Raw genomic sequence first — 26,322 nt, 5'->3', positions numbered from 1 at the left:
GATCTATCGGTCAGCCACCTATAGTCATTGATAACAAAACAAAATAAAGGTAATTATTGTGGAACTTATTTTAGAGATCATCAGTGATCAGCAGTTTGCTGATAATACTGTCGTTAGTAAAGAGTTTAAAAGTGCGGGTGGGGTGATTGGTCGTGCGCCTGATTGTGATTGGATTATTGCTGATCCAAAGCGTTATGTGTCAGGGCATCATGCATTGATTACTACTAAAAATAATCAGTTTTATATTACTGATACTAGTAGTAATGGCACTATTCTAAAAAATACAGGTTCAAGATTACCTGCTGGCGAACAATTTCTTATTGAGCACGGTGCTGTGTTTTCAATGGGAGATTATGATATTCGTGCTCGTTTAGTTTATGATCCTGAAGTATTTGAAAATGTAGTAGGAAAGTCTGTGGAAGCAGGTAGTATTATTCCTGATGATGCTTTCTTAGATTTGGATCCAATTAAAGCGATTGAGCAACAGCCATTCCAATATGTGGATATGGATGAATTAGCAGACTTTATGAAAGCCAACGAACAACAGGATGGTGAGCAGCGTAAGGATTATGCAAGGGTTGATATTGAAAGTTTAGAAATTCCTCAATTAGTAGAGGATAAAATGCCTGAACCAGTTAAAGCTACACCAACTCCTGTATATGTACCACCGCCAGCTACACCAACTAAATTTTCTAGTGATTTTTGGGATAAGTTTGCAGCAGAGTTAGGGATTGATATAGCAAAGTTAGATGAGACTGAAAGAGAGCAGTTAGCTATTCATACGGCTAAACTGTTTAAGCAATGTATTGCAGGTATCCAACAAAGTTTGCGGACACGTTCTGATTTGAAAAATGAGTTACGGTTGCCTATTACTACAGTGCAAGCAACAGGTAATAATCCATTACGTTATACAGTTGATGCAGAAAGTGCTATTAATGATTTATTGAAAAAGCATAACCCTAATCAATTAACCCCAGAACAAGCAATTAATCGTGCATTTAGGGATTTGCAAGCACATCAAGTCGCTTTATTAGCCGCTTGTCGTGGTGCTGTGCGTAGTGTTATTCACCAGTTCTCACCAGCACAATTAATTTTAGCGTTCGAGCAACGTGGTGATAAGGGAGTGATCAAAGGTAGTGCTTGGAAATGGCGTACCTATTGTCGTTACCATAACTTATTACAACAAGATGCAGAGTGGAGTGATCGTTTATTTAGCAAAGACTTCACCACCTATTACGAAGAGCAAGTGCGTTTATTAGCTTCATTGAATGATGATTAAGGAGTAATACAGATGGCAAAATTGAGAATAATAAGCTTGTTGTTGATGGCAGTTTTATTGTCTGGTTGTTCTTGGATGAATCCTTACTCAGATGTTACTAAAGTTAATATTCGTTTAAACGGTAGTGATTATCTTAATCCAGATTTAAGAGGCAGACCTTCACCAGTGGTTGTACGCATTTTTGAATTAAAAAATGCAGTTAACTTCACCAATGCAGATTTTTTTAGTTTATATAATGATGCAAAAAATGTATTAGGTGAGGACTTAGTTGCTGTTGAGGAAATGGAGTTAACGCCTAGACAAAAAATACATTTACGTTACCGTGTGGCAGAAACCAGCCAGTATGTAGGTATTATTGCTGCTTACCGTGATTTATCAACAGCTACTTGGCGTTATGTAGTTAAAACTGTACCAAAAGAAAAGCTTTATGTGAATGTGGTGTTAACAAGCGATGGTATCTATCAGAATACAGACCCTAGAGCTTATAAAGTTAACGAAACTTTGCCAATGAATGAAAGATAATTGAGGTAGGCATTATTATTATGAGTATCCAAAAAGTAGTTTGGCGAGAAGGGATGTTATTAAGACCTCAGCACTTTCAACACAGTGACAGGTATTATAATCATCAATTAGCTGTGCGCACTCAGTTATCATCCAGTAATACATGGGGATTTATTTCTTTGCAGATAGATCCCCAGTATTTGAATATGGGAAAGATTGTCGTTAATGAAGCTAAAGGGGTATTACCTGATGGTTCATTCTTTGATATTAGACAGGAATTAGAGCCATTAACTTTAGATATTCCTACTAATACAAACAATAAACCTGTTTATTTGGCATTACCGTTAACTACAGATAACCATATTGAAACCAGAGAAGCTTCACAAACTGACGTGTTAGCTCGTTATGTAATGCGTGAAGTTGAAGTGGTTGATTCAAATACTGCTGATTCTAATATTATTATGATTAACTGTTGTCAGCCTGATTTTAGATTGATTCTAGGTGACGAAGAGAATAACAGTGCCTTTGTATGTTTGAAAATATGTCATATTTTAGATTGTAGTTCTGACAAAACGATTGTGTTAGATAGTGAGTATGTGCCTACTTATTTAAATTTACATGCCTCTTCAGTTTTATTGTCATCTCTAAAAGAGGTGATCAGTATGTTAGTGCATCGTGGTGATCGTTTAGCAGAAAGAATTAACGCCAGTGGTAAAACACAAAGTGCGGAAGTAGGCGATTTGTTAATGTTGCAATTAATTAATCGGGTTGAACCTCTATTGCGTCATTATTTACGAGCAGATAAGGCACATCCAGAGGATGTCTATAAAGAGTTACTTTATCTATATGGTGAATTAGCTACTTATGCGAGTGAAAGTAAACGTCCAAGTATCGATTACTACTATATGCATAGTGATCAAGGATTATGTTATAGAAAGTTAATGGAAAGACTTCGTCAAGTATTGTCAATGGTACTTGAACAGCACGCTATTGAGCTGCTGCTACAACAGCGTGCTTATGGTATTCAAGTATCACCATTACACGATCATACTATGCTTAGTAATTCGAAGTTTATCTTGGCGGCGAGTGCTTCTTGTGATCCTGAGTACTTACGCAAAAATTTACCTGCATACTTGAAGTGTGGTCCTGTAGAACGTATTCGTCAGTTAGTGAATTTGCATTTACCGGGTGTTAAGGTGAAGTCATTACCAGTAGCGCCTAGACAAATACCGTTCCATTCTGGAAAAATTTATTTTGCTTTAGAGTTAAGTTCTGATGATCTTGCCCAATTTGAAAGTTCAGGTGGTTTTGCTTTCCATGTGTCGGGTAGCTTTGACAATCTGGATCTTAAATTCTGGGCGATTCGTAACTAAATCAGAGAAGAAAGTATATGGAAAGAGATGATAAAACGGTCATTAGTAGTAGATTTAATGACAGCAATACCAGTTCAGTACCATTATTAACTGATATTTCTGATGCGCCAAACTATGCTTCACTAGATGACAAAATGGTGTTTGCAGCAAGATTACGTCCAGTTGACGAAAACATTGTAGGATTAAATCCTCTGATTTCAGCTGGTGCTCATATTCTTTCTGAAGTGGTACGGTTACGTAATAATGCGCCACCTGAAGATTTAGAGTCATTACAACATAATTATATTGAAGCGATTAAACGTTTTGAGCGTATAGCCTTACAAAGTGGTGTGGAAAATAGCCAAGTGATGAGTGCGCGTTATGTAATGTGTACGGTATTAGATGAGGCAGTTGTTTGTACTAGTTGGGGTGTGGAAAGTGCTTGGGCAAAATATAGCTTGCTTGCTTCTTTTCATAATGAAACGTTTGGTGGTGAAAAAGTTTTCCAATTATTAGATCGCATTACTCGTAATCCTGTTAAGTATTTACCTTTAATTGAATTAATTTATGTTTGTTTATCGTTAGGTTTTGAAGGTAAATATCGTGTAATGAACCGTGGAACACTTGAACTAGAGGCTATTAGAGATAGTTTATATCGCCAAATTAAGCAGTTGCGTGGTGATGTACCTAAGGCCTTATCTCCACAATGGCAAGGATTGCAACCATATCGTAGAGGTTTGATTAAAATTGTGCCTTGGTGGATGGTAGTTATCTTTACTATTATTTGTTTAGTTATTATGTATTCTGGTTTTGCCTTTGTACTAAATCAAGAGCGTAAGCAGTCATTAGAACCTTACCATACACTAGATACTACTTTAACTTCAGAAACTAAAAATAACACACAGTGATAAGGGACTTTTCGATGAAAAGATTTTTTAGAAAATTAGCTGTTTTTTTCAAAAAAAGATGGGTTTGGACACTGTGTATTGCATTGTTTTTAGCATTGCTTGTATGGTTCTTATTTCCTTATTTTGGTTTTGGCGAATCAAAACCATGGGAATCAAGCACATCTCGTTTAGTGACTATTTGTATTATTTTCCTATTATGGGGATTGTTATTAGTTTTTCTAAATTGGCGAGAAACGGCAAAACAAAAGAAAAAACTTACTTCTGATCAAGCTCAGGAAAAGTTAATTGTTGAAGAAAAAATACATGAAGAACGCCAAGCTGTAACTTCCTTATATAAAAAGGCGATGCAGACTCTTAAGAAGTCGAGTATTTATAAAGGCAGAAGTCAAGGTTGGAAGCATGATTTACCTTGGTATTTATTGATAGGTCCAGAGTCTAGTGGTAAAACGAGTATTTTAGATTTCTCTGGATTAAATTTTCCACTTAACCAAATTGAGCAGCGTCTCACTAAAAATATCGAGGGTACACGTTATTGTGAGTGGTATTTTGCTGAGAATGGTGTAGTAGTAGATACATCTGGTCGCTATTTCTCTCAAGAAAATAGTGAAGTTGATAATGCAGGTTGGTTAACACTATTAAATTTATTACGCCGTCGTAAAAGAAGCAGACCACTAAATGGTGTGTTAGTAAATGTGCCTGTTGATGACTTGTTAAGTCATGATGAGGTTCATTTGGAGCGTATTGCTCGTCAAACACGTGCAAGGTTACATGATATTCAACAGCGTTTAGGTACAGAATGTCCTGTTTATATTTTATTTAGTAAAGCTGATCATATTATTGGTTTTAATGAGTTCTTTGATAATATTTCCCAAGAGGAAAGTGCCCAAGTATTGGGAGTAACCTTTACTAAAGAGCAGAAAGTAGTCAGTGCTGATCTAACTCGTTTTGAGTTTGAAAGATTATTGGAACGTTTGAATAAACAAGTTGTTAATAACTTGCATCAAGAGCGTGATATTCAACGTCGTGGCAAAATATTAGATTTTCCTTACCAATTTAATTTGATTGCTGAGCAGCTATGTTTATTTATTGAACTGGCAACTACAGGTAATCGTTATCAAGAGGCTAGTCATCTAAGAGGTTTCTATTTCATGAGTGCCCCTCATGTGACAGAACATCTTGATGAACATACAGTTAGAATTGGTAGAAATTTAGGACTTTCTAGTAAAGCATTGCCTGTTTATCGTCAAGGTAAACCTCGTTTCCTTTATCAATTGTTTACTTCTGTTATTTTCCCTGAGTCAGAATTAGCGACACTCGATGAAACGGAAAGAAAGCGTCTTAGCTGGAAACAAAGAAGTTTATATATTGGCTCAGTAGCTACCTTAGCTGGGGTTGGATTGCTTTGGGGATATAGTTTTTCTGCTAATAATAACTATTTGAAGCAAACTAATGAGTTAGGTGTATTGTTAGCTAAACAGCACACTGAGCTAATTCCTAAAGGTGATTTGTCACAGCTAGAGTCTGTGCTAAATACTAGTTATAAAGCATATAAAGTATTTCCTACTGATAAAGATTTATCAGTAACCCATCAATTGGGGCTTTATCAAGGTGAAAAAACAACACCTACTGTTTTAATAACTTATCATGATGAGTTATTAAAACAAATGTTGCCAGCTGTAGCTCGCCAGTTAGAAGCACAAATTAGATCGAATTTTACTAATAGAGAGAAACTGTTAAATAGTTTACGTGCTTATCTCATGTTAAATTATGAAAAACATCGTGATAAAGAGTATTTGGCAGCAACAATGACTGATTATTGGGCTAATATCTATCCAAATAATACAGAGCTACAAGATGATTTAGAAGGTCATTTTAATAGATTATTGGCGCTAGATTTTGTTTATCCTATTAATGATGAATTGGTTGCACAGGCTAGACGTGTTCTAAGTAACGAACCTTTAGCTAATCTTGTTTACAATTCAATGAAACAAGATGCAAAAATATTACCTGATTATGTTTTATCGCAACACTTGGGTTCACAAGGCTATTTGATTAAAGGGGCTGATAAAAAGATAGCAGGTTTCTTTACTAAGTCTGGCTATAATCAATATTTCTTATCTAAGAAAGCATTAGATTTTATTACCAAGACATTAAGGGATAATTGGGTATTAGGTAGTGCTGATACGTTATCTCCTGCTGAGTTACAAAAAATATTGGTACAGGTAGAACAGTTATACTTTATTGATTATACAGATCAATGGAGCAATACAATTGGTGGCTTGAAAGTGGCTAATGTTAACTCTTTCCCTGAGAGTGATTCACAGCTAACAGGTTTAACAGCAGCTAATAGTCCATTCTTATTATTGCTGGGTGAAATTAAAGAGCATACTAAATTACCAGGTATTGTTCCTGAACCTGACGAAGATGATAAAGATGTTATAGCTGATAAAACAGGTGCAATTAATACTAATAGTTCTGTTAAACAAATGGCTAAACAAGCCACTAAGAAGGCAGCGATTAAAGGTGTTAATGCTGGTATTGATGGCGCGAAGAAATTAGCTGCAGCGGCTGTACCTGAGCAAGGTAAGAAACGGATGGTGCAAATGTTTACACCCTATCATCGATTATTATTAGATGATGGTTCACCTAGTTCTGACTATGCAGCTGCCTCTCAAGCGTTGAATGATCTTAACCAAAAAGTATCAATGCTTTCTAGAGATAGTGCTCCAGAACAAGCAGCGTTAGCATGGGCAAAAGATCGAATGGAAGGACAGCAAGATGCACTATCGGCTGTACAAAATGCTGTTAAGCGTTTACCTGCACCATTTGATAAGTGGTATACCCAAATAGCGGATGATAACTGGCGTATCATTTTAGCAAGTTCTTATAACTACATTAACCAAGCTTATAAGGCTAATGTGTATACATACTACAACAGCTCTATTAGAGGACGTTATCCATTTAATGGAAAAGCTAATACGGATGTGGCTATGTCTGACTTTATTCGCTTCTTTAAAGTAGGCGGCATCATGGATAGTTTCTATGAAAGTAATTTAAAGCCTTTTGTGTCAACAAATGGTAGTTACTATCAAGTGAAAACAATTGATGGTCGTGGTTTACCTATTAGTAGTGCCTCATTAGCTCAGTTTAGAGTTGTTCGTGTGATTCAGGGTGGTTTGTTTAGCGAAAACCCAGAACACCCAACAGTAAGTTTTAAACTTGAACCGCATTTCTTAGAGGTGACTTTAAGCCGAGTGATCTTACAAATTGGAGATCAAAAAATAGAGTATCGCCATGGTCCTATTTTATCTAATCGCTTTACGTGGCCAACAGAGAATGCGGATACCAGTGTAGTATCTGAGAAGTTTGAGGATTTATCAGGTAATCGTACTTTATATCAAACTGAGCCAGGCGCTTGGTCACTGTTTAGATTTATTGATCAAATGGAAATATCTTACGCTTCTGGACGTGATGTGATGATTCTAAAAACTAACGTAGATGGTAAATATGCTAACTACTTATTATCAACACAACGCTCACCTAATCCGTTTGATGTGAAAATATATCGTGCATTTGCTCTAAGGGATAATCTATAGCAATGTTATTACGAAGTGCTGCAAGGACAGATCAAGGCAAAGTAAGAGAAAAAAATGAAGATGCTTTTATCAACTACCCAGATCGAAAGATCTGGGCTGTTGCTGATGGTATGGGAGGTCATGATAACGGAGAGATTGCTAGCCGTATGGTGGTTGAGGCTTTAGCTGATCTTGAGTTGGCTCAGGATTTTGATGAGCGTGTAAAACAAATAACGCGTAGTTTAAGGTTTGTTAATAAGCAACTGACTCAACAGGATAAAACTGTTGTTAAAGGGCAGCTACCACCTATAATGGGAACAACGGTGGTTGCTTTATTGATAGAAGATTATCGAATGGCTTGTATTTGGGCTGGAGATAGTCGTTGTTATTTGTTTCGAAAAGGCAATATCTATCAAGTTACAAAAGATCATGCGGTTTGGCAAGAGTTAATGGATGAGCAACAACTTTCTATGCAAGAGGCTCAACAGCAAAAAGGTAGTTTTGCTTTAACTAGAGCAATTGGTGCTGATGAAGAACTAAGTCTGGGAATAGTAGAGATGGAAATCACCGAAGGTGATAGATTCTTGCTTTGTTCAGATGGAATTTATCAGTATGTTAGTTATGATCAGCTCTATCAAGCAATGAGTAAAGCATCACCTAATTTGGCCATTGAGCAATTGTTTCATGACGTGTTAGCTACAGAAGCAAAAGATAATTTAACAGCTATTATAGTCGTTCCATGAATGAGAAAAGCGAATTAACAGCAATGGCTAATGATAAGCCAATTTTAGACACTGAGTCAGTAAATAAAAATACTGATGAAGGTGTAATAGATTCTTCATCTATTATTGAAAGTCCTATTATTAGCAAAGATGATGCAAAACAGTCAGTAATAGCTACTGATGAATCTAAGGCCAAAGCGTTACCTGATATATTAGCTGGACGTTATAAACTTGAACGTATTTTAGGTGTTGGTGGTATGGCTGTTGTATATCGTGCCTATGATAAGTTAGCAGCACACTTTAAACATCCTTTCCCTTATGTCGCTGTAAAAATGTTTAAAGAAGAGTTTGCAGGTTTTGCTGATGCAAGTTACTTACTTTACAGTGAATATGCTTTACTTACCTCTTTAAACCATCCACATATCGTAAAAGCCTATCAATTTGATATCGATGTTGAAAGTGAACGTGCTTTTTTAACTTTAGAGTTTTTAAAAGGCTTAACACTTGATCAATGGTTGATGGAGAATCCATTAGGGGGGAATTTTAAAAAAATACAACCCATGCTGTTAGAGATCATTGATGCAATGTGTTATAGCCATCAACACAATACTATTCACGGTGACCTTAAGCCAAGTAATATTATGCTAACTAATGAAGGGTGCATATTATTTGATTATGGATTAGGTCAGGTATTAGTAGGGGAGCTTGCAAGATTACCTAAAATATCCAGAAACCGTTTTAATGCATGGACACCCAAATATGCTGCTCCTGAATTACTTGAGGATATTTCATTGACAACAAAAACAGACATATTTGCCTTATGTTGCATAATTTATGAGTTATTAACAGGTAAAAACCCTTATTATATTGATAAGAAAACTAAATATTCTGTTAGTCCACCTAAGCCTAAAGATTTATCAAAAAAACAATGGCAGGCATTAGCTTGTGGTTTAGCAATTAAACCACAAGAAAGAACTGTAACTGCTGAAGAGCTTAAAGAAGTTTTTCAATCTACTTCTAAACATTTCTTTTTTTGGTCTTAATGCAGTTGTGCAATAAGATGCACGTTATTTTTATAAATAGCTTTATTTTCTATACAACTTATTGAAAATATTATATTTAATGTGTTGAGCAAAGTTTTGTACAGTATGTGAAAAGAATTGCTCAATTTTTCATTAATTTATAGTGAGTTTTAGTAAAAAATATTCTTTATTTATTATTTGATAAATTAAAATTATTTTTTATTGTTAATTATCATTGTGTTATATATTTTTAATCGTTAATTTTTAAATATGGCATAAGCTTTGCTTTATACATAGTACCCTTAATTCAAAAACAAGTACTTTTATTTTTTATTTTAATTAATTTAGGAGAATACTATGCCAACTCCCGCGTATGTAACACTAGTAGGAACTAAGCAAGGTTTAATTACAGCTGGTACTTTTACTGAAGACTCAGTAGGTAACATCTATCAAGAAGGTCATGAGGACGAAGCACTTGTTCAAGCGTTTAGTCATGAAATTATTATTCCACGTGACCCTCAATCAGGTCAACCTACAGGTCAACGTGTACACAAGCCATTAATGATCACTAAAGTTTACGATAAAGCTTCTCCATTGATTTTCAATGCGTTAACTTCAGGTGAGCGTTTAAGCGAATGTACTATTAAATGGTACAGAACTTCTTCAGCTGGTGTACAAGAACATTATTTCACAGTTAAATTAGAAGATGCTGTGATCGTAGACGTAAAAGCATATATGCCTAACTGTCAAGATCCTGCGATGTCTCATTTCACTCACTTAGAAGATGTGTATATGACTTATCGTAAAATCATTTGGACTCACGAAGTTGCAGGTACTTCTGGTTCAGACGATTGGAGAGCACCTATCTCTGCTTAATTGTCAGAATAGTACTTCTATAGAGCTAAACTCCAGAAGAAACCCTCTTGCAGTTAATTTAACTGTAAGAGGGTTTTCTGTTGTGGCCAATATAGTTTAATTAAATGTACTCAAAGAGTGATGTTTGTTAAGTGGCTAATGGATGAAAGATTATACTATGAGAAGTAGAGCTATTAGCATCTAGATCTGGTTATATAAGAGCTAATGTAAGTAAATCTATTATTAGTCAGAGTTTTATTTTTGGCAGATTGAGTAAAATACCTAACATTATTGAACCTACATATTTGAGAAAAATATGAACTGAAATAAAGTTAGAGTTTAAAACAAAAAAAATCATTACTTTAAATATTATATCTTGTGTTTTTTTTGAAAATTATTATTAATTCATTCTGAAAGAAGCAAAAAGAATATTAATAAGCTTTATAATATGAAATATTCATTCTATGGAATTGCAATAAAGAAGTTTTGTCAAACCCAGTGCAGCACCAATTATTTAGATACTAAAAAGATGCCCCATTTTGACTAAAAAGACAATGCATGCAAATATATCGAACAGAACTAAAAGACCATCAACATTGGCAAAAGGAGAAGAAGTTTCTAAATATAAAATTATTACTAATAAAGATATTGAAGATGCTAAAAAACGTCTAGATGAAGCCTATACCGTAAACTATCCCCAACAACAAGCATTTATTAGAAAAGATGGTCGTGACTATATGTCTAATTTGGGTAAAGCCAAATGGGGATTTACCAGAAACCAATGCGACGATATAATAAATCTATGATGTATTAAAGCGTTTTATTAATGATAATGGTAATGAAGACTATGCTATAAAAATAGTTTTCGTTTTACTGATCAATCCAATATCGCCTATGTAATTTATACATGAAATAATATCTCTCCACTTTGTAGTACATAACCGTATGCCAACTGTTAATAAAGGATATAAAGGTACACCTGTAAATCAAACGATTACTTTAAAAAAGGCTATACCTTGGAGCTTAAGGTTGGGAAATTACTGAAGAAAAACCACGAGACCCTAAACAGCCTGAACACCACTATTGGGTTTATGGTGAGCTGAAAGATCCAGCCATTGCCCAAAATAATCCTTTTGTAGTTATTCAAATAGATGCCTTTATTAAAAATCTAGAGTATGATAGAACCAATAACGCACCGCCTTTAGATCAGGCGATTAAGCATTTGATTCCTGTATTAGAGAGTATACAAGTTTTTAATTACTGATTTTAATAAATCCTGATTCATGACTTCATTCAAGTGAGATATTTCCTTTTTCATCATAATATATGTTATGAGTAGAGCTATCTTTTTTATAAGCTACTTTTCTAAATAGATGGCCGTTTTGATCCCAACTTTATTCTATGCCATCTTTTTCGTCATGGATAAAATTTATAGTAACACTTTTTTGACCATTAGGATGGTATATAGTTAAAAGCCATGTAGTTTACCTTTCAAAAAAGTACAATCTGCAATTTTATACCATGTATTTTTTTTATAGTATCTTTAGCTCAAGCAGTATATTTATTTTAAATACTAATATAAAAATAATAGAATTTTTAATTTTAGTTATATTATGTTAACTATAAGTTAACGCTAATATTAGTCACACTTAATGAGGGTAATTAAATATTTAATTTTTATGTCAGAAATAATGTAAATTTCTATTAGATTAATTTAGAATAGAAGTATTGTTTTGATTTTTTAAACTTTAATTTTATTTAAATCAATAAGTTAAATCTTTAAATTGGAGCGGAAAACGAGACTCGAACTCGCGACCCTAACCTTGGCAAGGTTATGCTCTACCAACTGAGCTATTTCCGCTTAAATTGGCGTCCCCTAGGGGACTCGAACCCCTGTTACCGCCGTGAAAGGGCGATGTCCTAACCACTAGACGAAGGGGACAATTACTACTTCGTCTATCAAAGAAGTGGCGCGCATTCTATTAAGATTTTAGAAGGCCGTCAAGTAAAAATTGAAAAAAAATTAAATTATTTTTAATTTTGTAGAATTTTAAATTATTTTTTAAAAGCGCTTGTTCTTATTATTTAAGTTTCGTAAGCTGTAATGTCCTTTTATTTATTAGTAGAAAATATGCAAGCTATGTCAAAGAATCAGTTTATTCCTGAGGTAAAAGCACTATTTGGGTTAACATTGCCTATTTTGATTGCCCAATTGGCTTATACATCAATGGGGTTTGTTGATGCGGTCATGGCTGGACATTTTAGTAAGCACGATTTAGCAGCCATTGCTTTGGGTAACTCTATATGGGTGCCTATTTATTTGTTGATGACAGGTGTTATTTTGGCAACCACACCTAAGGTTGCTAATCTATTTGGTGCACGTAATAACAAGGAAATAGGGCCATTAGTGAGGCAAGCGTTATGGATGGCAGCAATGGTGGTTGTGGTTGTTATTGCATTGCTTGTTAGTGCTCATCCTTTGTTACTTATTATGGGTGCGTCAGAGGACACAGCAGCACTTACTATGAAGTTTATTTATGGGATTGCGGGTGGTATGCCTGCTATTGCGTTTTATCAGGTATTTCGCTGTTTAAGTGATGGTATTAGTAGACCTAGGCCTAGCATGGTGTTAGGCATTATTGGGTTGATTTTAAATATTCCAGTTAATTATGTCTTAGTATTTGGTAAATTAGGTTTTCCAGCAATGGGTGGTGCTGGTTGTGGAATAGCTAGTGCTTCTGTAATGTGGTTTATGTTTTTTGGTTTTTTATGGTGGGTTTCTTATGGTCCTGCTTATAAAGAATGTGAAATTTTTAAACGTTTTGATATGCCTAATTGGAAAGCAGTGGGTGATTTGTTGCGAGTTGGAGTTCCTATTGGCATTGCTGTTTTCACAGAGGCCAGTATTTTTAGTATTATTGCGTTGTTGATTGCTAAATTAGGTGATGATATTGTTGCTGGGCATATGATAGCGCTGAATTTTTCATCATTAGTGTTTATGGTGCCTTTATCTATTTCGATTGCTATTACTGTTCGAGTTGGGCAGGCTGTGGGACGTAAAGAGCCTATGGCAGCTAAATTTTCAGCACATACAGGCATTTTAGTTGCTTTTTTACTTTCTGGTGTGTCAACTGTGTTGATGTGGATTTTTAAGGAGTATGTGGCAGGGTTTTATACAACTGACAAGGCTGTATTACTATTGGCTGGTCATTTGATTATTTTTGCAGCTATTTATCAGTTACCAGATGCTATTCAAGTGACTTGTGCAGGTGCCTTAAGAGGTTATCAGGATACTGGAATCATTATGTTGATTACGCTGATTTCCTATTGGGTTATTGCTATGCCTATAGGTTATACATTGGGGTTAACTAATTATTGGGGTGAGCCAAGTGGGCCAGCAGGATTTTGGATTAGTTTGATTATTGGGTTAACATTTGCTTCAGTAATGTTGGGTGCACGTTTTGTGTATCAAAGCCGTAATCAACTAAAAAAGTTGGCAGTCGCTAGTAGTTAACTGTTAGCTTTTTTACGTATCCAGTAGTAATAAGTGGTTTTATCGTTATTTTGTGCAATTAATTGGTGTTCTAAGAAATTGCAGAATTTAGGAATATCTCTTTGTGTTGATGGGTCTGTAGCAATTATTTTAAGTAGACCGCCAGCAGGTAGATCTCTAATTTTATTGTGTAATAGCATGATAGGTTCGGGGCAGAGTAACCCTGTAGCGTCTAATATGTCATCTGGTTGTAATATATCTTGAGTCATTTTGTAGCCCTAATTGAGTCGTTGTAAATGGCAGGTGATTTCTTCTCTATCATGATAAAGTTGTTTGCAGGTAATTTTAACTTTTATTTGATGGTTAATAAAATGATCATACATTTTTTCAATTAGTTTAACGACTTCTTGATAACGTTGCTTCATGGGCAATTTAAAATTAACAATGGCTTCTTTGCACCAACCTTCAGTTAACCATGTTTGTACCATTGCGGCTGTGCGCGCTGGTTTTTCAACAATATCACAAACCATCCAGTTTACGGGTTTGCGTGGTTGGTAAGTAAAGCCATCTGCACGAATATGTTCTACTTGGCCTGTTTCCATCAGTTGTTGTTGCATTGGGCCGTTATCAATGGCTGCTACATACATGTGTCTTTTTATCAGTTGCCATGTCCAACCACCTGGTGCTGCTCCTAGATCTACAGCTTTCATGGCAGGGGCTAATCTGCTATCCCATTCTTTGCTTGGAATAAATTGATGCCAAGCCTCTTCTAGTTTTAATGTGGATCGACTTGGTGCTTCACGTGGAAATTTTAAACGAGGGATACCCATAGGCCATTTGGCACTGTTATTAGGAAGGGCATATCCTACAAAGACTTTTTGTCCTGTAAAAAAGGTAAGCAGTAGTCTAGGCTTATTGGGATCGTCCTCTAATTTACCTGATTTTTTTAGGTGATTAATAAGTGGTTTTTCAAATTTACGACAGAAGTTAGATAATGCTTTTCCTTCGTTAGTATCAAGCATTTCCAACCAGACACTACCAAATGTTGGATAGTTTTCTAAGGTATTGAGTAGTGTACTAATTCGATCACTTTCTGGAAGTTCTATGTATTGCCCAATGGACCATTGTCTAGGAAAAATAAGATCATTAAATGGTAGTTTGTTGATAAGTTGTGTTGCTTGGGCTGGGTCTTGGCAGATAAATTCTGCATAAGCATTATTGGTTTTGCCTCGGGCATAGCCAATAATTCCAAGAGTATTGGCTTTATCGGTAATTTCTGCACAAACTTCACTTTCAAAGCCTGCACGGCAATGTAATAAAAGGGTATTGATCACTGTTTAAACTCTTTTATGATGTCGTTTTATATTTTAGCAGTTTTTTACTAAGAACTTGCAATAACATAGTTTACAGTTAACTTATACTGTTATTTATCTGTTTGTGAGTGGTTATAGAATAGTTTAAATAGCTCAGGAATAGCAGCACGCCAAGCACGTTGTTTAATACCAAAGGTATGAAGAATTTTTTTACAAGCAAGAACTGAGTATTGGGGTTCTACGGTGGCATCATTAAAGTCTGTGTGCGGTTTAGCTATGATGTTTTCTGTTAGGTTTTTATCATAGTTGCGTGCTTCAGCTAAGGCAACTTGTCCCCAAGCTAGTGATGAGGTTGCTTCCATTCCACCATAATGATAAGTCCCCCACAGTTCAAATTTACAATCAAGCTGTTGTAAAATGCCTAAAATAACACGAGCGGCATCATCAACAGGGGTTGGATTACCTCGTCGATCATCTGCTAGTTGTACTTCTGGAAGTGTTTCTGCACGTTTTATTAGTCTTCCCACTTTACCATCAGCACTATAATCTAGTAGCCAACCAAAACGAACAAGTACGTGTTTAGGGCATTCTTCTGCAACTATTTGTTCCATTTGCCACAGTGCTTGCCCTAATACTGAAATAGGTAGTGGTTCATCTTCTTCGTTGTAGGCTGTAATACGAGTACCACCAAAAACACGGTAACTTGAAGGTTGAAATAGAATAATAGACTGTTGATGACACAGTTTAGCAAGATGTTCTATGATGTTTATTTGTGAGCTAAGTTTTGCTGTATCTACTTCTCTTGTTTGGAACCAATCAAAATAATAGGCTAAATTAATGATACAATTAGGTTGCACTTCTTGTAGAAGTATAGCTAAGTTATCTGGGTTCCAGCCTTCTTTAGGTGGTTTAGGGGTATGAAATTCAACACCTTCTAACGCTCCCTGTTCTATTAGAGATTGTCCTAGTAAATTACCACCACCTAATAAAAGTAATCGCATCCGCATAGTAACTGTTTAATCTGTTAGCAGCCATTAATAAAATAATATAAACATTATGACATGTTACATTAGATTTTGTTAATGGCGATAGTAAAAATAAAATTTACTTTATTTTATAGTAATAAAGTTATTTTTTTAAAACTGTTTTGCCTGATGGCCTTTCTTTCATCCTTGTTAAATAGGGTATAAGATTTGTTGTATTATTAAATAGTTCAGTAGCTTTAGGGGTTTGTATTACATAGTCAAGTATGGGAGTAAGGATAGCATCCGCCATGCTGTAGGAAATACCACAGAAAAATGGCTTGTCGGCTAGGTGTTTATCTAAAAATATTAGAGTTTCTATTACTTTGGGTGTTATTTCTTTAATTATTTCCTCTCGAATACTCTTATTTGGCCCCTTAGGAAAAGCAAACTCTAGAACGTACTGACGAATGAGAATATTGTCAACATATAGGCTTAAGGCACCAGCCCACTCATCTACTAGGGCTATTGTTAAAGGATCTTTAGGGGTTAAATTATTTGGTGCAGAAATAATATCAAGGAAACGACAAATAGTAGTTGTCTCAAAAATAGCTGTATTATTGTAGATCAGCACAGGTACTTTTTTAAAAGGATGATATTGTTTTAATTCTTCGCTGCCTAAAGTAATATGTTTTCTATTAACTTCTAGGCCATAAGTGTAGTTAATACCTAACTCCTCACAATATAATCGAACAGCACGTAAGAAGCTACTAAATTCAGGGCCTAAGATATGTGGTGTTAGCATTTATATTTCTCTCTTGTTAATAATTGATTTCTTGCTATATTGGTTATATAGCAAGAAGTCTAAACAATTAGACATTAATAATATGTTTGATTTTTTCTACTAAGCGCTGTTGCTGAGCACATAGTTTACCTTTGACAGTAGCTTTTGCATCTTCTGCAAGCAGGCTAAAGAATTTTACATAAGTTTCTTTGTCTTTCGGTTTACTAAGTAGTTTAGGTAAGGTTTGTAATGATTTTTCTGGGTAGTAATAACAGAGTAATTCTTCTCTACCTCTAATTTGGCGAACATCATCTATTTCAAATGGACCAAGCAGGTGTAGATATTTTTGTACACTTTCTTTTTTAGTTTCTAAACAGTCAAGGGTAATATGTTCACCATCTTTTTCTAAAAGAAGTATGGTTCTTACTACTGCGGCGATTAGACCACCTTTATTGATGTCCAATAGTGCTTGTTGTACAACAGGTTGTTTGGTAGGGTTTTTAATCTTTTGAGGTTCTTTAGGCTCGATACTTTCAGTATCTTTTTGAATCAAATATATACCGAAAGGTGAGGTGTATATTGAAAAGAATAAAGACTCTGTGATGGTATCGCGAATATCTCGATAAAGATTTAAGTTAGTTTCAATTGTTTCTGATACAGCTTCTTCTAATATAGCAAAAGGATTATCAGAACGATCTGTGGGTTGTCTATTAGCTCTTACTTTAGCTGCAATAGGTTGCAGCATATTCATAAATGGATTAAAGCCACTGGAAACCGCCCATTTTTCTACCCGTGATGGATGCATTTCACGAATTAATTCTGCTGTATTCTCACTTGCATAAGCTTGAATAATTGGTTGTGCGAATAGTTCATAAGCTTTTTGATTGAATTCTGAAATAACTTCAACCGCTTTAAAGGGTTGTTCATCAGCACGTTCATATTTATTAAGTTGTTTAGCTAGATCTTCTAAGCGATACTCTACAAAGGATACATCATATTCAGGATCTTGGCCTTTTTTAATTGGTTTTTCAGTAATTTTCATACCATATAAACCAGGGTTTAGTGCTTCAATGTTATCAAGAACAGGAACGAGTTCTTTATATTCTTTACGAGCTACTTTACCAGAAACAAAAACACCTAAATGGCCGATACTTTCATGGAGTAAACCGACAATGACTTGACCTCGTGCTTTAATTTCATCAGTTGATGAGTAAATATCAGCTATCCAATTGAAAGCTTGTTGTGGTGGAGTAATGTTGTCACCTAGAGATGCAAAGATAACGATAGGGCAATGTACATTACGAATATCTAATGGCCTACCATCGTTAGCTCGAATCTTTCCTGTCCATAATTCATTACCAACAAATAAATTTTGAACAATCCAATCCATCTCTTTGCCATTCATGAGGGATAGTGATCCCCACCATTTTTCAAAATCTAAAAAGCGTGGTGGCTCAGTATCAATTTTATTGTATACCGCACGGTATTTAGTCCAAAGTGTATTAGCAGGATTTAGATTTTCAAAGTTTTGAACAAGATAAGCACCATCAAAATGACCATTGCCAAGATCAGATGCTAAGGAGGACATCCAGCTACCACCCATTAGTCCACCTGCATAACGCATAGGGTTGTTGCCTTTACCACTAGTCCAAGCACCTCCCCAATAGGATAGAGGTGAACCACTAAGCAATAATACTCCTACATCTTTAGGATTAGCTGCGGCAAGCATCATCACTGCCCAGCCACCTTGGCAGTTACCAATAATGATAGGTTTTGAACTTTCTGGGTGAAGTTCACACACTTTTTTGACAAAAATATCTTCTACATCAGTAACATCCAAAATTGTTTGGTTAGGTTCTGGAGTAGGGAAGAAAAGTACAAAATAAACAGGGTGTCCAGCTCTTAGTGCAACACCTACTTGAGAGTCATCTTTAAAACCACCTATACCTGGTACTTGACCTGCACGTGGATCAATAATGACATAAGGCCGTTTTTTATTATCTATAGTTACGCCTGTCGGTGGAAGAATACGTGCTAGTGCATAGTTAACAGGTTTAGCAAATTTACGAGCATCAAGTAGTATTTCATAATCAAAGTGGAGTAGTGGAGGGTTTCCTTCATCTTTTAATTTTAAGTAATCGTCACCACGTTGTCTTAATGTGTCCCAAAATAAAATACTACGTTCTGTAGAATCAATAACATAGTTTTGCCATGCTTGGCAAAGTTGCATTGGTTGATAAAAAAGACTGGTATTGATAACAGGTTGTATATTTCTTTCATAGGTTGATTGTACGCTACTAGAAAAAGCTTGTTCCGCGTCTGTAATGCGTTTTTGCAGTAAGGTAGTAATTTTGCCAGCAGCTACTTGGGAAATAGTAAAAGGTTTTGTACGCATATCGTTTTTCATTATTTAACTCCATGCTCTTTGAATTTGTTAGTAAGAGTGATTGTCGCAAAGATTTATTGTATATATGGACTACAAAAAGTATTAAAAAGTTACTTTTTAAATAACAGTTGATAATTATGATCATCACAATTTCTTTCATAGTGATGTTTATTGTTTTTATTATCAATTAAATAATTATAACTATTTGTGAGTAAATCAGTTGCTAGATGATATTAAGCAAAGATATATAAAGGGGCCTTTGAGCCCCTTAAAGCTAGTAAAGGTTAGATGGCAGGTTGTGCTGGCGTACAAGTCACTTCCCATATCAGTTTTGCATCTGGACCTTCTAATGGAATAAATTCTGCTTGAGGATCAGCATTTGCTTGTTCTAGCACTTTTCCCTGACCAAAAAAATTCTCGTGTAAGTATTGTTCGCCCATCTTTGCGGTTTTATCTTGGCAATTGATAGTGAATTTTGTGAGGTAAGATAATGGATAAGGATTAGTTAGTTTGGTTTTTGTAGGGTTAGCTTTTCTATCCTGCATGGATGGAATATTAACGGATATCGTAACTGTTTTAAGATTAGGATTTTCTTTATCAGTGGTAATGCTGTCTTTGTTGATAAAGATATGAGATTCTTTTTGTGTTTCTATCCAGTTCTCATTTTCTGCAAGTGCTAATGATGAAGCTGTGATCATTAGTAGTGTAATAAGTACCTTATTCATAAAATAGTATTTTCCTGATATTTTATTTAGGTGATTACTTTATTATAAGTTAACTGTTTTTAACAGTAGAAAACGTGACTAACAGCACAATTGACGATTTTACTAGAAAAATATGGGATTATAGATAATAAAAAGGCTTATTTTGAATAAGCCTTTTTATTCTTTACTATTTGGTTTTTACACCTGGTAGTACACAAAGCATTTCATAGAGTAAATTAGCACCTAGTAGGGCAGTATTACCTGTTGTGTCATAAGGAGGGGATACTTCTACTAAGTCTCCACCGATTAAATCAAGTCCTTTGCAACCACGAATAATTTCTAGTGCTTGAATAGTGGTTAAGCCTCCTACTTCTGGCGTTCCAGTGCCGGGAGCCCAAGCTGGATCTATGCCATCAATATCAAATGATAAATAAACAGGTCCTCCTTGTACTTGTTCTCTCACTTCTGCCATTAATGGTGCTAACGATTTGTGCCAACATTCTTCTGCTTGTACAACTCTGAATCCTTGTTTACGACTCCAGTCAAAATCATCTGCTTCATAGCCTTGAGCCCGTAAGCCTATTTGTACAACACGTTTACTATCTAATAAGCCTTCTTCTTGAGCGCGTCGGAAAGTAGTGCCATGAGCTATTTTTTCACCAAACATGTTGTCATTAACATCTGCGTGAGCATCGACATGGATTAAACCAACTTTGCCATGTTTTTTATGCATTGCCCTCAGAATAGGTAGTGTGAGTGTATGATCGCCACCTAATGTTAGGGGAATAATATTATGTTTTAGAACATTGTCGTAATGTTCTTCAATAATTTTAACAGCATCAAGTAGGTTAAATGTATTAATGGCTACATCACCAATATCAGCTATTGATAGTGAGTCAAAAGGAGCAGCGCCAGTTGCCATATTGTAAGGGCGAATCATAACTGACTGGCAACGGATCTCTCTAGGCCCAAATCTTGTGCCACTGCGTAATGATGTACCTATATCTAAAGGTATGCCAATAAAACCAACGTCTAAGCCCTTTAAATCTGTAATATGGGGAAGACGCATCATTGTTGCAATACCACCAAAACGTGGCATTTCATTACCACCTAAGGGTTGATGTAATGTTTTGTTCATCTATTAACCTCATCCGTTATTTTTATATTTGTTATATTGTGGGTAATTTTTATAATATAAAAAATGGTGTTTAGTAAATAAATAGTTCAGTAATTTATGAAGTTTATTGTATTATAGTTTTATTAAAACGAATATAAGAGTGATTGTTATGAAAGTACCTAGTTTGAAGTTATTGAATATATTTGTAACTGTTGTGCGTTGTCAAGGGTTTGCACCAGCCCAACAAGAGCTTAACTTGTCTACTTCAGCGATTAGTAATTATATGACACAGTTAGAAACAGAACTAGGTATGCTGTTGTGCCATCGTGGCCGTGGTGGTTTTAGATTAACCAGTAAAGGTGCTTTATTCTATCAAAAAGCGCTGCATTTATTGGGAGAAGTAGATAGTTTAGGGAATTACTTATCAAATTTAAAAGGGGAATTAATAGGTAGCCTTAGGATTGGTTTGTTGGATGCTATGGTAACTAATGCACAATTCCCACTACCAGATATAATTGCAGCATTTAATAAAGAATATGCTAATGTGCATCTTACCTTACAAATACAGCGTCCTTATGAAATGCAAATGGCTATTTTAGAAGGACAGTTAGATGTGGGGATAGGCGCTTTCCCAAATAAAATGAATGGTCTATGGTTTCAGCCGCTATATGAAGAGCAACAGCGTCTTTATTGTAGTGATTTGCATCCATTATATGTACAAGAAGAGATATCAAAAGAAACTATTGCTAATCAGCGTGTAGTAAATAGAAGCTATTGGAGTGATGCTGAGTTAGCTAGGCAGGGTTTTAAAAGCAGTGCTGCAACAATTGATAGTATGGAGCCTCAATTAATACTTATTTTGTCAGGTGCTTATATTGGTTATTTACCAGAGCATTATGCACAGTCATGGGTAGATAATAAAAGGCTTAGAATGTTAGATCCAGAATCTTATGGATATAAAGCGCCATTTTCATTAGTTGTTAAACGTAGTGGTTTGCATGAGCCGGTTATACGCGCTTTCCGTAAGTTATTGGCTGAACATTATGGAGCATCTTTAGAAGTTTAATAAAAAGGCATAGAGCGCTCTATGCCTTTTCTATATTAAAATTAAATAATGTCTTTTTTTGTGTTCATTTGTTCTTGTTGAAAAAGAGCAACAGTACTTGTTTTAGTCATATAACTGCCAATGATGAAACTTAGTAGGCCAATAGTTAAGCTATAGTAAATGGGGCTATTGGCATCTAGACCATCTTTAATGATAAAGATAATAACAGTAATAAAGCCAAGAGCCATACTTAACATTGCACCAAATGTTGATGCTCGTTTCCAATAAACAGCACCGATTAATGGGATTAACATGCCACCTACCAGTAGATTATAGGCTAGGGTCAATGCACTAATTACATCATTTACAACCATAGATATACCTAGAATTAAAACACCAAATATAAAAGTAGCAATGCGATTTAATGTAACGCTAGTTTTATGGTGAGTTAAACTGGGTAGTAAGTCTTCTGTGAATACCGTAGATGAGGCAAGTAAAGCAGCGCTAGCCGTAGACATCATAGCGGCTAAAGTGGCTGCAATAATAAGACCACGAATGCCCATAGGCAGTGCAGACTCTAACACATAACCAAAAGCATTATTGGCATCAGCTAGATCAGGAACAATAATTCTTGCACACATACCAATAACTGCACAGATCAAGCCATAGATAACACAGTAAATACCCGCAGCGGTTCCTGCATATTTAGCTACTTTTATACTGCGAGCAGTAAAAACACGTTGCCAAATATCTTGACCAATTAAGATACCAAAGAAATAGATCAGGAAGTAGGTGATAATGGTTGATATACCAATGGTTGTAAAATCAAAACTACTTGCTGGTAACTTTTCAGCTAATGCCGACCACCCACCCGCTTGGTAAAGACAAATAGGTAGTAAAATAAACATTAAGCCAATAGTTTTAATTAAGAATTGTACAATATCTGTTAGTGTCAGTGACCACATGCCACCAATAGCTGAATAAGTAACTACAACACCTCCGCCAATTAAAACAGCCATCCAGTGGTTTAAACCAAATAGTGGTTCTAGAATTTTGCACATAGCGATAACAGAAGTTACTGCTAACATAAGTGCATAGGCAAGCATAATGATGGCGCTAATTTTTCTAACAACAGGGTTATAACGTTTTTCTAATACTTGAGTAACAGTAAAAATACGTAGTTTTAGAAGGGGCTTAGCTAATAGGACGTTAATCACTATAATACCAATGCCTAGTGCTGTACAAAGCCAGACACCAGATATTCCATAAGTATAGCCAAGTTTAACAGTACCTACTGTGGAGGCTCCTCCTAAGACAGTAGCTGCCATAGTTCCCATGTAAAAACTAGGCCCTAAATTACGACCAGCCACTAAAAACTCTTCATTATTTTTGGTGTGTTTGAGGCCAATGTAACCTAGGAATAACATGCACAGCGCATAAATTACAACAATAATAAAATCTACAACCATGAAAAGCCTCTTATAAGTTAATTATTATGTCAAAGAGGTTGCTAATTAGAGATTATTATAGTTGTTAACTATTCATTATTAAATTAATGGAGTTTTTATAATCATCTCAGTAATTAATTATAACCTTTCTTTGAGAAATATTAGGCAGAATATAAAAGTAATACCTTATTTTTATAGGTATATTTGAGTTTACCTATCTGTTACTTAATGAAAAATAATAATAAGTAAATACTTACTACAAAAAAATATGAAGTATTTATTAAGTTTTAAATAATGTAAGTAGTCGACAATAAAAATTTGAGTTATTGTGTTAGTTAAAATAATTGTTAATTTTTAATATAAATAAGGATGTAAAAGCATGATATCTGTCTATCAGCTTAAACCTAAGTTTCAAGCATTACTCAGACCGTTAGTACAAAAATTATTTGATGCAAAGGTGACAGCTAATCAGGTGACTATTGCTGCTTGTATAGGCTCATTATTGGTTGCATTACTAGTTGTATTAGCGAGTTCTCATTTATGGGTGTTTTGGTTAATTCCTCTTTGGATGTTTGTGCGGATGGCACTTAACGCTATTGATGGTATGTTAGCCAGAGAGTTCGGGCAAAAATCTAACTTAGGTGCTTATTTTAATGAATTAACGGATGTGATTGCAGATAGTGCTTTATTTTTAGTATTTGTTTTTGTTAGTGGTGTTAACCCTATGTTAGTTGTATTGGTTGTTATTCTTTCCTTGTTAACGGAATATGCTGGAGTGATGGGGCCTTTAATTGGCGCCTCACGTCGTTATGATGGACCTATGGGAAAAAGTGATCGGGCATTGGCTTTTGGTGTCATTAGTGCAGGCATTGCTATCGGTTGGTTACCATTAACATGGATTAATCCATTGCTATGGATTATTGCAGGATTATTAGTTTATACGTTGGTAAATCGTATTAGACAAGGATTAAATGAGGTTTCTAACAATTAAAAAAAATTTACTAGCCATGATACTTTGGAATTCTTTTATTGTCCTTGGTCAGCCATAGTAAATGCTTCTAAAGATACTGCACTAGTAATTTTAATTAGTAAAAGGTAGCAAGCTATTCGTTGTTTAATGCCAGTTATTTTTCTAATGATGATGTCAATGAAAGGGTTATAATTAATAACTTGAATGGAAAGTAGACTAATTTTAATTATATAGTAATGTGAAGTAGGTTATTAACAGCCTTAAAGTAATTATTCAGAGGTGTTTCGGGTATGTTGGCAAAGGTGTGTTCCAAATTACTAATAGGGTTTGCAAAAGCCTTAACAGGGGCTCGTTGTGTCTGGAAAGGGTGTAATCCTGAGCCAAAGCAACGCATTTATTATGCTAATCATACAAGTCATGCTGATTTTGTATTAATTTGGGCTGCACTTCCCCCAAAATTACGCAATAAAACAAGACCTGTAGCAGCAGCTGATTATTGGTCAAAAACTAAACTACACCGTTTTATGATTCATAAAATGTTCAGAGGGGTGTTAGTAGACCGTATTCGTAAAGAAGACAGCAATCCATTAGAACCCATGCTAAAAGCTTTAGCAGAAGGCGATTCACTTATTCTTTTTCCAGAAGGAACACGTAATAAAGAAGAGGAGTTATTGCCTTTTAAAAGCGGAGTTTATAATTTAGCAGTAGCTTATCCTGATGTAGAAATAGTACCTGTTTGGCTAGATAATTTAAAAAGAGTAATGCCAAAAGGTCATTTAATACCGTTACCAGTACTTTGTTCATTAACTATTGGTGAACCTATTCAAGTTGAAGAAAATGAAACACGTCAGGAATTTTTAGAGAGAGCAAGAGCAACATTAATTTCTTTGGGTAAAGGAGAGTAAATAGATGATTAGTTATGATAAAGATACTTTACTCTTATTTTGTGGAATTGGTGGTATTTTAGTTTTTGCCTCTGTGGTTGGTTTTGCTTTAAAGCTAGTGAAAGGTAATAACCCTGTTATTGAAAACCTTAATGCCCGTATTAATGCTTGGTGGGTAATGGTTTTAGTAATAGGTTGTACTTTTTGGTTGGGGAATACAGCAGTTATTATTTTATTCTTTTTAATATCTGGCTTTGCTTTAAGAGAGTTTATTACCATAACACCTACCACTTCTGATGATTATTATGCCTTGCTGTTTGCATTTTATATTGCCTTACCAGTGCAGTATATTTTTGTTGCTATAAACTGGTACGGTATGTTCAGTATTTTTATTCCTGTGTATGTGTTTTTATTATTACCTGTATTGGCTTCTATTAAGGGTAGTACTAAAAACTTTTTAGAAAGAACAGCAAAGGTGCAGTGGGGACTAATGATTACAGTGTACTGTATATCTTGTGTACCTGCTTTATTAACTTTAGATATTCAAGGCTATGAAAACCGTAACTTATTATTAATCGCTTTCTTAGTAATAGTGGTTCAAATATCTGATGTATTGCAATATGTATTTGGTAAGTTATTTGGTAAACGAAAAATAGCACCTACTTTATCACCCTCTAAAACGGTAGAAGGATTTTTAGGTGGAATTGTTTCGGCTTCTTTGATCGGTGCATGCTTATGGTGGATTACCCCCTTTAGTTTCTTGCAGGCTGGGATGATTTCGTTAATGATTACTTTACTTGGCTTTATGGGAGGATTAGTGATGTCTTCTATTAAACGAGACCAAGGTATTAAAGACTGGGGGCATATGATTGAAGGGCATGGAGGCATGTTAGATAGGTTAGACTCTGTTTGTTTTGCAGCACCTATTTTTTTCCATGTGGTTCGTTATTGGTGGGGATAAGTAGTTTTAATATAAATATAGAAAAGGCTGTATCATTACAG

At 35.1% G+C, this 26,322-nt stretch carries 22 protein-coding genes and 2 tRNA genes; 14 read left to right on the top strand and 10 right to left on the bottom strand.

The window, feature by feature from the left end:
* Window positions 1-58 precede the first annotated feature (58 nt).
* The 9 genes from tagH to ACQVD9_RS14920 all read left to right on the top strand — a co-directional run bounded on the left by tagH (window position 59) and on the right by ACQVD9_RS14920 (window position 11,020).
* Window positions 59-1,279: a type VI secretion system-associated FHA domain protein TagH gene (gene tagH, locus ACQVD9_RS14960; protein ID WP_264746737.1), complete on the top strand. Its 1,221-nt coding sequence runs from the start codon at window positions 59-61 to the stop codon at window positions 1,277-1,279.
* 12 nt (window positions 1,280-1,291) lie between these two features.
* The gene (gene tssJ, locus ACQVD9_RS14955; RefSeq protein ID WP_264746736.1) at window positions 1,292-1,801 is read left to right on the top strand and encodes a type VI secretion system lipoprotein TssJ; all 510 of its coding nucleotides are present in this window, start codon (window positions 1,292-1,294) and stop codon (window positions 1,799-1,801) included.
* A 20-nt stretch (window positions 1,802-1,821) separates the two neighbouring features.
* On the top strand, window positions 1,822-3,153 hold the full coding sequence (gene tssK / locus ACQVD9_RS14950) for a type VI secretion system baseplate subunit TssK (RefSeq protein ID WP_264746735.1): 1,332 nt from the start codon (window positions 1,822-1,824) through the stop codon (window positions 3,151-3,153).
* Between the two features lie 17 nt (window positions 3,154-3,170).
* On the top strand, window positions 3,171-4,040 hold the full coding sequence (gene icmH / locus ACQVD9_RS14945; RefSeq protein ID WP_264746734.1) for a type IVB secretion system protein IcmH/DotU: 870 nt from the start codon (window positions 3,171-3,173) through the stop codon (window positions 4,038-4,040).
* A gap of 14 nt (window positions 4,041-4,054) precedes the next feature.
* A complete protein-coding gene (gene tssM / locus ACQVD9_RS14940; protein ID WP_264746733.1) occupies window positions 4,055-7,636 on the top strand; it encodes a type VI secretion system membrane subunit TssM in 3,582 nt (1,193 codons plus the stop codon).
* Window positions 7,637-7,638: 2 nt separating this feature from the next.
* A complete protein-coding gene (locus tag ACQVD9_RS14935) occupies window positions 7,639-8,358 on the top strand; it encodes a PP2C family protein-serine/threonine phosphatase (RefSeq protein ID WP_264746732.1) in 720 nt (239 codons plus the stop codon).
* Window positions 8,355-9,380: a serine/threonine protein kinase gene (locus ACQVD9_RS14930; RefSeq protein ID WP_264746731.1), complete on the top strand. Its 1,026-nt coding sequence runs from the start codon at window positions 8,355-8,357 to the stop codon at window positions 9,378-9,380. The genes ACQVD9_RS14935 and ACQVD9_RS14930 overlap by 4 nt, the downstream gene beginning before the upstream one ends.
* Before the next feature lie 336 nt (window positions 9,381-9,716).
* Window positions 9,717-10,235 (top strand): Hcp family type VI secretion system effector, encoded by a 519-nt coding sequence (locus ACQVD9_RS14925; protein WP_264746730.1) that lies wholly within the window; start codon window positions 9,717-9,719, stop codon window positions 10,233-10,235.
* Window positions 10,236-10,810: 575 nt separating this feature from the next.
* Window positions 10,811-11,020, top strand: a complete 210-nt coding sequence (locus tag ACQVD9_RS14920) for a hypothetical protein (RefSeq protein ID WP_264746729.1) — start codon at window positions 10,811-10,813, stop codon at window positions 11,018-11,020.
* Window positions 11,021-11,999: 979 nt separating this feature from the next.
* Here ACQVD9_RS14920 and ACQVD9_RS14915 read toward each other — a convergent pair.
* A tRNA-Gly gene (locus tag ACQVD9_RS14915) sits at window positions 12,000-12,075 on the bottom strand.
* Between the two features lie 6 nt (window positions 12,076-12,081).
* A tRNA-Glu gene (locus ACQVD9_RS14910) sits at window positions 12,082-12,156 on the bottom strand.
* Between the two features lie 189 nt (window positions 12,157-12,345).
* Here ACQVD9_RS14910 and ACQVD9_RS14905 point away from each other — a divergent pair.
* The gene (locus tag ACQVD9_RS14905) at window positions 12,346-13,728 is read left to right on the top strand and encodes an MATE family efflux transporter (RefSeq protein ID WP_264746711.1); all 1,383 of its coding nucleotides are present in this window, start codon (window positions 12,346-12,348) and stop codon (window positions 13,726-13,728) included.
* Here the strand turns inward: ACQVD9_RS14905 and tusA are convergent.
* From tusA to speB, 7 genes are all read right to left on the bottom strand, one after another.
* The gene (gene tusA, locus ACQVD9_RS14900) at window positions 13,725-13,976 is read right to left on the bottom strand and encodes a sulfurtransferase TusA (protein ID WP_264746710.1); all 252 of its coding nucleotides are present in this window, start codon (window positions 13,974-13,976) and stop codon (window positions 13,725-13,727) included. The genes ACQVD9_RS14905 and tusA overlap by 4 nt on opposite strands.
* 9 nt (window positions 13,977-13,985) lie before the next feature.
* Window positions 13,986-15,038 (bottom strand): 23S rRNA (cytidine(2498)-2'-O)-methyltransferase RlmM, encoded by a 1,053-nt coding sequence (gene rlmM, locus ACQVD9_RS14895; protein WP_264747808.1) that lies wholly within the window; start codon window positions 15,036-15,038, stop codon window positions 13,986-13,988.
* Window positions 15,039-15,130: 92 nt separating this feature from the next.
* Window positions 15,131-16,027: an NAD(P)-dependent oxidoreductase gene (locus tag ACQVD9_RS14890; RefSeq protein WP_264746709.1), complete on the bottom strand. Its 897-nt coding sequence runs from the start codon at window positions 16,025-16,027 to the stop codon at window positions 15,131-15,133.
* 121 nt (window positions 16,028-16,148) lie between these two features.
* A complete protein-coding gene (locus ACQVD9_RS14885; protein WP_264746708.1) occupies window positions 16,149-16,787 on the bottom strand; it encodes a glutathione S-transferase family protein in 639 nt (212 codons plus the stop codon).
* Window positions 16,788-16,854: 67 nt separating this feature from the next.
* Window positions 16,855-19,173: a DUF3141 domain-containing protein gene (locus tag ACQVD9_RS14880; RefSeq protein ID WP_264746707.1), complete on the bottom strand. Its 2,319-nt coding sequence runs from the start codon at window positions 19,171-19,173 to the stop codon at window positions 16,855-16,857.
* A gap of 263 nt (window positions 19,174-19,436) precedes the next feature.
* The gene (locus tag ACQVD9_RS14875; RefSeq protein ID WP_264746706.1) at window positions 19,437-19,877 is read right to left on the bottom strand and encodes a surface-adhesin E family protein; all 441 of its coding nucleotides are present in this window, start codon (window positions 19,875-19,877) and stop codon (window positions 19,437-19,439) included.
* A 166-nt stretch (window positions 19,878-20,043) separates the two neighbouring features.
* Entirely contained in the window at window positions 20,044-20,994 is a 951-nt protein-coding gene (gene speB, locus ACQVD9_RS14870; protein ID WP_264746705.1) for an agmatinase, read from the bottom strand.
* Between the two features lie 142 nt (window positions 20,995-21,136).
* Between speB and ACQVD9_RS14865 the strand changes: the two genes are divergently transcribed.
* The gene (locus ACQVD9_RS14865; protein ID WP_264747807.1) at window positions 21,137-22,039 is read left to right on the top strand and encodes a LysR family transcriptional regulator; all 903 of its coding nucleotides are present in this window, start codon (window positions 21,137-21,139) and stop codon (window positions 22,037-22,039) included.
* Between the two features lie 41 nt (window positions 22,040-22,080).
* Here ACQVD9_RS14865 and ACQVD9_RS14860 read toward each other — a convergent pair whose 3' ends face one another.
* The gene (locus tag ACQVD9_RS14860) at window positions 22,081-23,487 is read right to left on the bottom strand and encodes a sodium:solute symporter family protein (RefSeq protein ID WP_264746704.1); all 1,407 of its coding nucleotides are present in this window, start codon (window positions 23,485-23,487) and stop codon (window positions 22,081-22,083) included.
* A 358-nt stretch (window positions 23,488-23,845) separates the two neighbouring features.
* Between ACQVD9_RS14860 and ACQVD9_RS14855 the strand changes: the two genes are divergently transcribed.
* The 3 genes from ACQVD9_RS14855 to ACQVD9_RS14845 all read left to right on the top strand — a co-directional run bounded on the left by ACQVD9_RS14855 (window position 23,846) and on the right by ACQVD9_RS14845 (window position 26,281).
* A complete protein-coding gene (locus ACQVD9_RS14855; protein WP_264746703.1) occupies window positions 23,846-24,457 on the top strand; it encodes a CDP-alcohol phosphatidyltransferase family protein in 612 nt (203 codons plus the stop codon).
* 269 nt (window positions 24,458-24,726) lie between these two features.
* The gene (locus ACQVD9_RS14850) at window positions 24,727-25,341 is read left to right on the top strand and encodes a lysophospholipid acyltransferase family protein (RefSeq protein WP_264746702.1); all 615 of its coding nucleotides are present in this window, start codon (window positions 24,727-24,729) and stop codon (window positions 25,339-25,341) included.
* Between the two features lie 4 nt (window positions 25,342-25,345).
* Entirely contained in the window at window positions 25,346-26,281 is a 936-nt protein-coding gene (locus ACQVD9_RS14845) for a phosphatidate cytidylyltransferase (protein ID WP_264746701.1), read from the top strand.
* Window positions 26,282-26,322 lie beyond the last annotated feature (41 nt).

It is taken from the genome of Entomomonas sp. E7T21, from assembly GCF_058693955.1.
This window is presented reverse-complemented; position numbering and strand designations above follow the sequence as displayed.